This window comes from Roseateles sp., assembly GCF_031397715.1.
In the GTDB taxonomy this organism is placed as follows: Bacteria; Pseudomonadota; Gammaproteobacteria; order Burkholderiales; family Burkholderiaceae_C; genus Paucibacter_A.
In genome coordinates this window covers 1-9,756 of the sequence record NZ_JANNMI010000487.1, presented here as the reverse complement: position 1 = coordinate 9,756, position 9,756 = coordinate 1, and the positions used below count along the sequence as shown (strand labels likewise).

General features: G+C 62.6%; 10 protein-coding genes, 1 tRNA gene and 1 pseudogene. 7 read left to right on the top strand and 5 right to left on the bottom strand.

The window, feature by feature from the left end:
* A pseudogene (clpA, locus tag RMO57_RS21705) lies at nt 1-251 on the top strand (ATP-dependent Clp protease ATP-binding subunit ClpA); the annotation flags it as partial.
* A gap of 32 nt (nt 252-283) precedes the next feature.
* Here the strand turns inward: clpA and RMO57_RS21700 are convergent.
* The 5 genes from RMO57_RS21700 to RMO57_RS21680 all read right to left on the bottom strand — a co-directional run bounded on the left by RMO57_RS21700 (nt 284) and on the right by RMO57_RS21680 (nt 3,449).
* Nucleotides 284-1,066 (bottom strand): zinc-dependent peptidase, encoded by a 783-nt coding sequence (locus RMO57_RS21700; protein WP_310390233.1) that lies wholly within the window; start codon nt 1,064-1,066, stop codon nt 284-286.
* Entirely contained in the window at nt 1,066-1,842 is a 777-nt protein-coding gene (locus tag RMO57_RS21695) for a UDP-2,3-diacylglucosamine diphosphatase (RefSeq protein WP_310390231.1), read from the bottom strand. The genes RMO57_RS21700 and RMO57_RS21695 overlap by 1 nt, the downstream gene beginning before the upstream one ends.
* Nucleotides 1,829-2,338: a peptidylprolyl isomerase gene (locus RMO57_RS21690; RefSeq protein ID WP_310390229.1), complete on the bottom strand. Its 510-nt coding sequence runs from the start codon at nt 2,336-2,338 to the stop codon at nt 1,829-1,831. Before RMO57_RS21690 ends, RMO57_RS21695 begins: the two co-directional genes overlap by 14 nt.
* Nucleotides 2,335-2,859 (bottom strand): peptidylprolyl isomerase, encoded by a 525-nt coding sequence (locus tag RMO57_RS21685; protein ID WP_310390236.1) that lies wholly within the window; start codon nt 2,857-2,859, stop codon nt 2,335-2,337. Before RMO57_RS21685 ends, RMO57_RS21690 begins: the two co-directional genes overlap by 4 nt.
* 107 nt (nt 2,860-2,966) lie before the next feature.
* Nucleotides 2,967-3,449, bottom strand: coding sequence for a tetratricopeptide repeat protein (locus RMO57_RS21680; RefSeq protein ID WP_310390227.1), 483 nt, complete (start codon nt 3,447-3,449; stop codon nt 2,967-2,969).
* Between the two features lie 283 nt (nt 3,450-3,732).
* On the opposite strand from RMO57_RS21680, the gene cysS reads away from it, so the two are divergent.
* The 6 genes from cysS (at nt 3,733) to RMO57_RS21650 (ending at nt 9,638) form a co-directional block, all read left to right on the top strand.
* Entirely contained in the window at nt 3,733-5,127 is a 1,395-nt protein-coding gene (gene cysS, locus RMO57_RS21675; protein ID WP_310390225.1) for a cysteine--tRNA ligase, read from the top strand.
* A 10-nt stretch (nt 5,128-5,137) separates the two neighbouring features.
* On the top strand, nt 5,138-5,779 hold the full coding sequence (locus RMO57_RS21670; RefSeq protein WP_310390223.1) for a DNA-3-methyladenine glycosylase 2 family protein: 642 nt from the start codon (nt 5,138-5,140) through the stop codon (nt 5,777-5,779).
* Nucleotides 5,780-5,856: 77 nt separating this feature from the next.
* The gene (locus RMO57_RS21665; protein ID WP_310390221.1) at nt 5,857-6,828 is read left to right on the top strand and encodes an acetyl-CoA carboxylase carboxyltransferase subunit alpha; all 972 of its coding nucleotides are present in this window, start codon (nt 5,857-5,859) and stop codon (nt 6,826-6,828) included.
* Complete coding sequence (gene tilS, locus RMO57_RS21660) at nt 6,797-8,125, top strand: tRNA lysidine(34) synthetase TilS (protein WP_310390220.1); 1,329 nt, start codon at nt 6,797-6,799, stop codon at nt 8,123-8,125. The genes RMO57_RS21665 and tilS overlap by 32 nt, the downstream gene beginning before the upstream one ends.
* A gap of 106 nt (nt 8,126-8,231) precedes the next feature.
* Nucleotides 8,232-9,500: an aspartate kinase gene (locus RMO57_RS21655; protein WP_310390218.1), complete on the top strand. Its 1,269-nt coding sequence runs from the start codon at nt 8,232-8,234 to the stop codon at nt 9,498-9,500.
* Between the two features lie 46 nt (nt 9,501-9,546).
* Nucleotides 9,547-9,638 (top strand) — tRNA-Ser (locus tag RMO57_RS21650).
* The last annotated feature ends 118 nt before the right edge of the window (nt 9,639-9,756 follow it).

Below are 9,756 nucleotides of genomic sequence, written 5' to 3'. Positions count from 1 at the left end.
CTTTCAGCGACAAGTTGCGCAAGCATCTGGCGGTCAAGGGTTTCGATCCGCTGATGGGTGCGCGACCGATGCAGCGCCTGATCCAGGACACGATTCGGCGCGCGCTGGCGGATGAGTTGCTGTTCGGGCGTTTGGTCGATGGCGGGCGTTTGAGCGTGGACGTCGACGACGAGGGTCAGACCTTGCTCAATATCCAGCCGCTCAAGGTGCGCGACAACAAACCCAAGGCGGAGCCGGCTACGACCAGCTAAAAAGAGGCCCTGCGGGGTCTTTTTTTTTGGTTTCAACCGGCCGGATCTTGCTTGAAGAAGTCGGCCAGCAGCCGGTACAGCGCCGGCTGTTCGCGCAGCAAGGCCAGCGGTGCAACAAAGAAGGCCTCGACCGCGACGGCGAAAAACTCGGCCAGGCTTTCGGCGCCATAGGGGTCGATCAGCGTCGCTTCGCCCGCATCGACGCGGCCGCAAAACCACTGCCACTCAGCTTCCATCACCGCCTGCCAATGCGCCTGAGCGGCCTTGTTAGGCTGGCGCGGTACGCCGTCGGCCCAACCGCTGTGCATATCGATGATGTGGGCGAATTCGTGGACGACGACGTTGAAGATCGCGCCGTTGTTTTCGCCACCCAGTTCCGCCTCGAACGCCGACCACACCAGCATCAGCGGCCCGCCTTCCATTGCCTCGCCGGCCAGTTCCTCGTCGAACTCGTGGACGACGCCGTCCTCGTCCATGAACTCGCGCCTTGCGACGACCTCGTCGGCATGGATGACGATGCCGACAAAGCCCGCGTACCAATCCAGGCCCAGCCGCAGCACCGGCAGGCAGGCCTGTGCTGCGACGGCCAGGGCGATCTCGTCGCTGACCTCGAAGCCGGCCACGCCGTGGAACTCTTTATCAGCCAAGAACAGCGAGCACAGGCGGCGCAACTCGGCCAGATCGCCGGCGCTGCGCTGGGCCAGGAAGGGATAGCGCAGCAGCGTCAGCTGCCAGAGCGGTTCGGGGATGGGGTGGCGGCGCAGCGCGCGCGCCTCAAGCCTAGCGGCCCAAGCCCGCTGGAGCCGGCGCCACATCAGACCAGCGCGATGCGGCGCAGGCCGGACGCACGCAGCCGCATCACGTCACCGCGCGGTGGCTCGGCCTCGAAGTCCCAATCCGACAGGACATGGCGCTTGAGGCCCGGCGCCAGCACATGCTCGCCCGGGCGATGGGTGTGGCCGTGGATGATTGCGCTGCAATCTGTGGCCTTGAGCCAATCCAGGCAGGCGTCGGTATGCAGATCGGCCCACAAGTCTTCTTGCTGCATCGCCTGTTGTGCCTTGCTGCCATCGCGCATCTGCTGAGCCAAGGCCCTGCGTACGGTCAGCGGCTGAGCGAGGAACTGGGCCTGCCACTCGGGCGCGCGAACCTGGGCACGAAAAGCTTGGTAGGCATGGTCGGCCAGGCAGAGCGCGTCACCATGGGTCAGCAGCCAGCGCTGACCGAAGGCGCACAGCACGGTCGGGTCGCTCAAGCCCTGCACACCGCAATCGGCAAGCATCTCTGGCCCGAGCAGAAAGTCGCGGTTGCCGGCCATGAAGAAGAGCCGCAGGCGCGTGCTTGCGGCCTTCAGAACAGCCAGGCATTGCGCCTCGAAGGCATCAAAGCGGCCGTCATCGCCGACCCAGACCTCGAAGATATCACCCAGCAGCAGCACCGCCTCGGCGCTGGTTTCTTGCAGATGGCGCTCGAATGCGGCCAGCGTCGCCGGCGTTTGCGGCGACAGGTGCAGGTCGGAGAGGAATTCGATACGGCGCCACTCGGGCGGCGCTGTCAGCTCATCAAACTCGAGGGTCTTAGGCGAGTTCAACCGCACGCTCGATGATGACGTCTTCCAGCGGCACGTCGCCGTGGCCTCCGGCGTTGCCGGTCTTGACCTTCTCCATCGCGTCGACCACTTCCTTGCCGGCGATCACCTTGCCGAACACCGCGTAACCCCAACCGCCGGCAGTCTCTGACTTGAAGTTCAGGAAGCCGTTGTTGGTGGTGTTGATGAAGAACTGGCTGGAGGCCGAATGCGGCGCGCTGGTGCGGGCCATGGCCAGCGTGTAGTGCTCGTTCTTGAGGCCGTTATTGGCTTCGTTCTGGATCTCGCCGGTGGTTGGCTTTTGCTTCATGCCGACGGCGAAGCCGCCGCCCTGGACCATGAATCCCTTGATGACGCGGTGAAACACCGTGCCGTCATAGTGGCCGCTGCGCACATAGGAGAGAAAGTTCTCAACCGAGACGGGTGCCTTTTCGGCGTCGAGTTCAATCGTGATCAAGCCATGGTTGGTATGCAGTTCGACGGTTTTGTTGTTGCTCATTTTTGGGGCTCCACAATGGCTTTGTTGATGATGACGGGTTTGATCGGCAGGTTCTGGTGCGGGCCGTTATTGCCCACCTGCACGAGGCGGATCTTGTCGACGACGTCCATGCCTTCGATCACCTGGCCGAAGACGGCGTAGCCGCCCTGGCCGCCGGGTGAGTTGGCCGCGTCGAGGAAAGCATTGTCGACCGTGTTGACGAAGAACTGCGCCGTGGCCGAGTTCGGGTCGTTGGTGCGGGCCATCGCCACGCTGCCGCGCAGATTCAGCAGGCCGTTACTGGCTTCCAGCGGGATGGCGGGCTTGGTCGGCCGCTGCTTCATGTCGGCCGTGAAGCCGCCGCCCTGAATCATGAAGTTCTCGATCACGCGGTGAAAAATCAGGCCGTTGTAGTGGCCGGACTTCACGTATTGCAGGAAGTTGGCGACCGACTTGGGCGCCTTCTGCGCGTCCAGCGCGATGCGAATGTCTCCCTCACTGGTGTTGAGCTTGACGGTTTGCGCCTGCGCGCCGCACGCCATAACTGCCAAGCCGAGCGCAATCAGCGTACGGCGGATCAAAGGGTTACGAGTCTGTGTGTGCATAGATTCTGTCCTTGGAACAAAAGTCTCAGTGATCGGATTGTCTCTCAGGGCTTGGGCAACTTTGCCGCCTGCAGCAAGTCATTCGTGCGGCTAACTTTCAAAGCCAGCGAGCTGGACGGCGCAACCTGAGCCTGTTGAGCCCGCTGGTAGGCGCGCAGCGCCAGCCTCAGCAGAACGTCCCCAAGATTTTCCTGCGCCTGTGCGTGGTCGGGTTGAAGGGCCAGGGCTTGCTCCAAGGCCCGCTGGGCCAGGTCCAACTCGCCCATGCTCGCGTAAACGACCGCCAGATTGTTTTGGGGTTCGGCAAGATCGGGGAAATCTTGTGTCAAGGCGGTGAAGATGCTCAACGCGGCGGCTTGCTCGCCGAGCTCCATCCGCATCACACCGAGGGCGAAGCGCAGCTTGAGCTCATTGGGCGTCTTCAGCAGCGCTGCTTCGACGGTGGCGATCGCTTTCGGCCCTTGCCCGGCCAGCCATTGGCGTTGCGCCAACTCCAGCTCACCTGCTTTTGCCGGGCCCAAATTCATTAGCAAAACCAAGAACAGGGTGAGGCATACAGGCTTGATGTTTTTGCAGGATGGCATGAAATAAGGGGCTGGATTTTCGCCATTTGCGGGCGGCGGGGCAGGGTCAGTCCGGGCTAAAGACGCCGGGCCAACCGTTATACTGACGACCATTCTACGGCGACCCGCCTGAAGCCGGACCGCACTGGAAGCGGCCCATCTCGGCTTTCGGCAGGCCGCTTTGTAGGCCCCGTGAACCGCTGGTCAGCACGTTGGAGTTCATTCCGGCGTAGCCCCCGAGAGCTCCATGTCCCTTCGCATCTACAACACGCTGACCCGCGCGGTCCAGCCCTTCGTTCCCATTGAGCCAGGCCACGCGCGCATGTATGTGTGCGGCATCACCATTTATGACCTCTGTCATGTGGGGCATGCGCGGATGATGGTGGCGTTCGACCTGATCTATCGCTGGCTGCGTGCCAGTGGCTACCGGGTTACTTACGTGCGCAACATCACCGACATCGATGACAAGATCATCCGCCGGGCGCTGGAGCGTGCGATTCCGATTCGTCAATTGACCGAAGAGATGGTCGCGGCCATGCATGCCGACCTGGACGCGCTCGGCGTCGAGCGGCCCACCCATGAACCGCGGGCGACCGAGTTTGTGCCGCAGATGCTCTCGATGATTGGGGTGCTCGAAGGCAAAGGCTTGGCCTATCGCGCCAGCAATGGCGACGTCAACTACTCGGTGCGCAAATTTCCCGGCTATGGCAAATTGAGCGGTCGCTCGCTCGACGACTTGCGTTCGGGGGAGCGCGTGGCGGTCGATGAGGGCAAGCTCGATCCGCTCGACTTTGTGCTTTGGAAGGCGGCCAAGGCCGAGGAGCCCGAGGACGCGAAATTTGCCTCCGATTACGGCCAAGGGCGGCCCGGCTGGCACATTGAATGCTCGGCAATGGCTTGCGCCTTGCTCGGTCAGCAGTTCGACCTGCATGGCGGCGGCGCCGATTTGCAGTTTCCGCATCATGAAAACGAGATCGCCCAAAGCGAAGGCGCCAGCGGCCTTGCGCCGGCGTCCATCTGGGCGCACAACGGCCTGTTGAATGTGGATCAGGTCAAGATGTCCAAGTCTTTGGGCAACTTCTTCACCATCCGCGAGGTGCTGGCCCGCTATGACGCCGAGACCTTGCGCTACTTCATGCTGCGCACTCATTACCGCAGCCCATTCAACTTCAGTGATGTGAACTTGGACGATGCGCGGGTGGCGCTGTGCCGCTTGTATACGGCGCTGGACGGCTTGGGGGGCGTGGACTTGCCTAACGAGTCCGAGATCGACTGGCTGCACCCCCAGGCGGCCGCGTTCCGGGCGGCGATGGACGACGATTTCAATACGCCCGGTGCGATGGCGGCCTTGTTCGAGTTGGCCGCACAGGTCAATCGCAGCGGCTCGCTCGGCGACGCGGCCTTGCTGAAGCAGCTCGGCGGCGTGTTAGGTGTGTTGCAACAACGGCCGCGCGACTATTTGCAAAACGGCGGCGTCAGCAGCAGCCTGGATGAGGCTGCGATAGCGCAGCAGATTGCTGCCCGCGCCGCGGCCAAGGCGGCCAAGGATTTTGCCGGCGCGGACAGAATTCGCGCCGAGTTGCTCGCCGCCGGCATTGTTTTGCAAGATTCAGCCAATGGCACCACGTGGATGAAGGCCTGAGGTGGGGCGCTTGAATGCGACCGGGGTGACCCCGGACTATTGGGACGAGGCCTGCCGCCATCTGGTCAAGCGTGACCGGGTGATGAAGAAGCTGATTCCGGCCTTTGGCGAGGCGCGCCTGCAAAGCCGCAGCGACGCCTTCACGACGCTGGCGCGCTCCATCATCGGCCAGCAAATTTCCGCCAAAACGGCGCAAGTCGCGTGGGGAAAGTTTGCCGCCTTGATTGGCGGCTCGGCCAACCGGGTGCAACCCGCCGCGGTGCTGGCTTTGCCCGCTGGCGCTTTGCGTGCGGCGGGGCTGTCCGCGCGCAAGGTCGACTATCTGTGCGACTTGGCGCAGAACTTCGAGGCCGGCAAGGTCCATGTGCGGCAGTGGGCGCAGATGGATGACGAGGCCATCATCGACGAGCTGGTCGCCATCCGCGGCATCGGCCGCTGGACGGCCGAGATGTTCCTGATTTTTCACCTGATGCGTCCAAACGTGATGCCGCTGGACGACCCCCGATTGCTCAAAGGCATCAGCGAAAACTACTTCTCCGGTGAACCGGTTTCCAGGGCCGAGGCGCGCGAAGTGGGCGACGCCTGGGCACCTTACCGCTCGGTAGCCACATGGTACATTTGGCGCAGCCTCGATCCGCTCCCGGTGGAGTAACGATCATCCGTTCTCGGGCAGCCCCATAAAAATGGGCGGACCGGCATAGGACTTTCCTCACTGAAAAGAAGCGCAGGATGAGCAAGAAACATTTTCTAGACTTCGAACAGCCGATCGCTGAACTCGAAACCAAGATTGAAGAGTTGCGTTACGTGCAAAGCGAGTCAGCGGTTGATATCTCCGAGGAGATCGACCGGCTCAGCAAGAAGAGCATGCAGCTCACCAAGGACGTCTACGCCAGCGTGGCGCCGTGGCAGGTCTACCAAATCGCCCGCCACCCGCAGCGCCCGCAAACGCTGGACTATTGCAACGAGGTCTTCACCGAGTTCCAGGAGCTCCATGGCGACCGGCATTTTGCCGACGACGCGGCCATCGTCGGCGGCTTGGCGCGCTTCAACGGTCAGGCCTGCATGGTGGTGGGCCACCAGCGCGGGGCCGACTCCAAGGAGCGCGCGCTGCGAAATTTTGGCATGCCGCGCCCCGAAGGCTATCGCAAGGCCTTGCGCCTGATGAAGCTGGCCGAGAAGTTCGGCCTGCCGGTGTTCACCATGATTGACACCATGGGTGCCTATCCCGGCATTGGCGCCGAGGAGCGCAGCCAATCGGAGGCGATTGGCCGCAATATTTTCGAGATGGCCCAGTTGGAAGTCCCCATCATCGCCACCGTGATCGGCGAAGGCGGCTCCGGTGGTGCCTTGGCGATTGGTGTCGCCGACCAGGTTTTGATGTTGCAATTTTCGGCCTACTCGGTGATCTCGCCGGAAGGCTGCGCGTCGATTCTGTGGAAGTCGGCCGAACGCGCGCCCGAAGCCGCCAGCGCCTTGGGCATCACCGCGCACCGCCTGAAGGCGATGGGTTTGATCGACAAAATCGTCAATGAGCCGGTCGGTGGCGCGCACCGCGACAACAAGCAAATGGCCTCCAATCTGAAGCGCGCGCTCGGTGATGCGCTGCGCCAGGTGAGTGACCTCAAGCCCAAGGAATTGCTGGATCGCCGCTACGAGCGCCTGCAATCCTATGGCCGCTTTGGCGACACCAAGAGTCGCTGATCAAAGGCTTGTCGCTGTTGCCTACAGCGGCGGTCGAGATTCCACCGCCTTGCTGCACGCCTGCGTTCGGCAGGCGCAGAGCCTGGAGTTGTCGGTCATCGCCCTGCATGTCCATCACGGGCTCAGCGCTCATGCCGACGACTGGCTAAGACACTGCGAACAGCAGTGCGAAAACTGGGCCGCGGCCGGGTTGCCGCTGCGCTTTCAGTCGACCCGTTTGGCTGGTCAGCCGGCCGTTGGGCAAAGCATCGAGGCCTGGGCTCGGGACGGGCGCCATGCTGCCCTGGCAAACATGGCGGCGCAGGCGGGGGCCGATTTGTTGCTGCTAGCCCACCATCAACGCGACCAAGCCGAAACCCTGCTGCTGCAAGGCCTGCGCGGTGCCGGTGTGGCCGGCTTGGCCGGCATGCCGGCGCAGCAATGGCGCGACGGCCTGTGTTGGGCGCGGCCCTGGTTGGGTTTGCCGCGTGAGGCCATTGAGGCTTATGTACAGGCGCATACCTTGACCCATATCGAAGACGACAGCAATGGCGATATGCGCTTTGCCCGCAATCGCCTGCGCTTGTCGGTGTGGCCGGCCTTGTTGCAGGCTTTCCCGCAGGCCGAAGCCAGTCTGGCGCAAGCAGCGACGTGGGCGCAGCAGTCGCTGATGTTGCAGCGGGAGGTGGCTGGGGACGATTTGCTGGGTTTGGTGGACGATGCAGGTTTGGTGACTGCGGCGCTGCTGGCCTTGTCGCCGGCCCGTGCCAGTAACGCTTTACGTGCATGGCTCACGACTCAGCTGGGTCGGCCGGCACCGGCCACGCTGGTGCAGCGCTTGCTGCGGGAAACTCCCACAGCGCATGCCGGTGCCTGGCCTTGCGCAGATGGTGAGCTGCGGCTTTATCGGGGCCGGCTGCAATGGCTGGCTGCGAAGTCATCAGTTGCGAGCCATCCGCCGGCGCTGGCGCTGGCGCTTGATTTGTCCCAAGTGGGCTTTCATCCGCTGCCGCAGTGGCGCGGTGGCTGGCAGGTCGAGCGGGTAGAGGCGGGTGGTGTGGCCATCGCGGCGCTGCAGTGTTTGAGTGTGCGGGCCCGCCAGGGGGGCGAGCAATTCCAGCTGAAACCGGCCGGCAGCCGGCGCAGCCTGAAGAAGGTGTATCAGGCGTTGGGCATACCGGCCTGGCAGCGCGGTGGCCCTTTGCTGTTCGCCGACGGTGCCTTGCTCTACGCGCCCGGCCTGGGTTTGGATGCGCGCTTTTGGGCTGCCGCCGAGGAGTCGCAGATGAGCGTGGTGTGGCACAGCGACGTGGTGTAACTCGATTGATCGGCGGTCCGCTGTCTCGAAACAGTAGAATCCAAGGCTGCGTATGCGGCGCACTCCTACCCGACCGGGCCTTTGACTCCCGCGAAAACACATAGCTATGGCATTGATTGTTCACAAATACGGCGGCACTTCGATGGGCTCGGCCGAACGCATCCGCAATGTCGCCAAACGCGTTGCCAAATGGGCACGCGCCGGCCATCAGATGGTGGTTGTGCCCTCGGCAATGAGCGGCGAGACCAATCGCTTGCTCGGTCTTGCCAAGGAGCTCTCACCGTCGGTCAGCAGCCCCGAGCTGAACCGCGAGTTAGACATGATTGCCGCCACCGGCGAGCAGGTGTCGGTCGGCTTGCTGGCGATTGCCTTGCAGGCCGAGGGCATCGAGGCGGTCAGCTACACCGGCTGGCAGGTGCCGGTCGCCACCGACTCCAGCTTCACCAAAGCGCGCATCGAAAGCATTGACGATACCCGCGTGCGCGCCGATCTGGCCGCCGGCAAGGTGGTCGTGATCGCCGGCTTCCAAGGCGTTGATGAGGACATGAACATCACGACGCTGGGCCGTGGCGGCTCGGACACCTCGGCGGTCGCGATTGCGGCGGCGCTGAAGGCGGCCGAATGCCTGATCTACACCGATGTGGACGGCGTCTACACCACCGACCCACGCATCGTGCCCGACGCCCGGCGCCTGCACACGATCAGCTTCGAGGAGATGCTGGAGATGGCCTCACTGGGCTCCAAGATCTTGCAGATCCGTTCGGTTGAATTTGCCGGCAAATACCGGGTGCCGCTGCGCGTGTTGTCCAGCTTCACGCCCTGGGATATCGCCATCGAAGAAGAAGCCAAGTCTGGCACGCTGATCAGTTTTGAAGAGGACGAAAAAATGGAACAAGCCGTCGTTTCCGGCATTGCCTTCAATCGCGACGAGGCCAAGGTGACCTTGCTGGGCGTACCCGACAAACCGGGTATCGCCTTCCAGATCCTGGGTCCGGTGGCTGATGCGAATATCGACATCGACGTCATCATTCAGAACGTTTCGCACGACGGCAAGACCGACTTCAGCTTCACTGTCCATCGCAGCGATTTCGCCCGCACGATGGCCTTGCTGGAAACCACCGTCGGGCCCGCCACGCAAGCGGCCAAGGTGGTCGGCGATGCGCGCATCTGCAAGGTCTCCATCGTCGGCATCGGCATGCGCTCGCATGTGGGCGTGGCGTCCAAGATGTTCCGTGCGTTGAGCGAGGAGGGCATCAATATCCAGATGATTTCTACCAGTGAGATCAAGACCAGCGTCGTCATCGACGAGAAATACATGGAGTTGGCGGTGCGAGCCTTGCACCGTGCCTTCGAGTTGGAACAAATTCCTACATAAATGCTTCGTAGCCTTGAAATCCTAGTATAGAATTCAAGGCTGTGCTGGAGTCGTGACCGAGTGGCCGAAGGTGCTCCCCTGCTAAGGGAGTAGGTGCGTTAAACCGCCTCGAGGGTTCGAATCCCTCCGACTCCTCCAAGTGATTGAGTAAGGCCCGCTATTTTTTAGCGGGCCTTTTCTCATTTCAGCGGCGTGCCGACATCCAAATGCCCGTGGCAATCAAGGCAAATGCGGCGCCGTGATACCAATGTGGCCA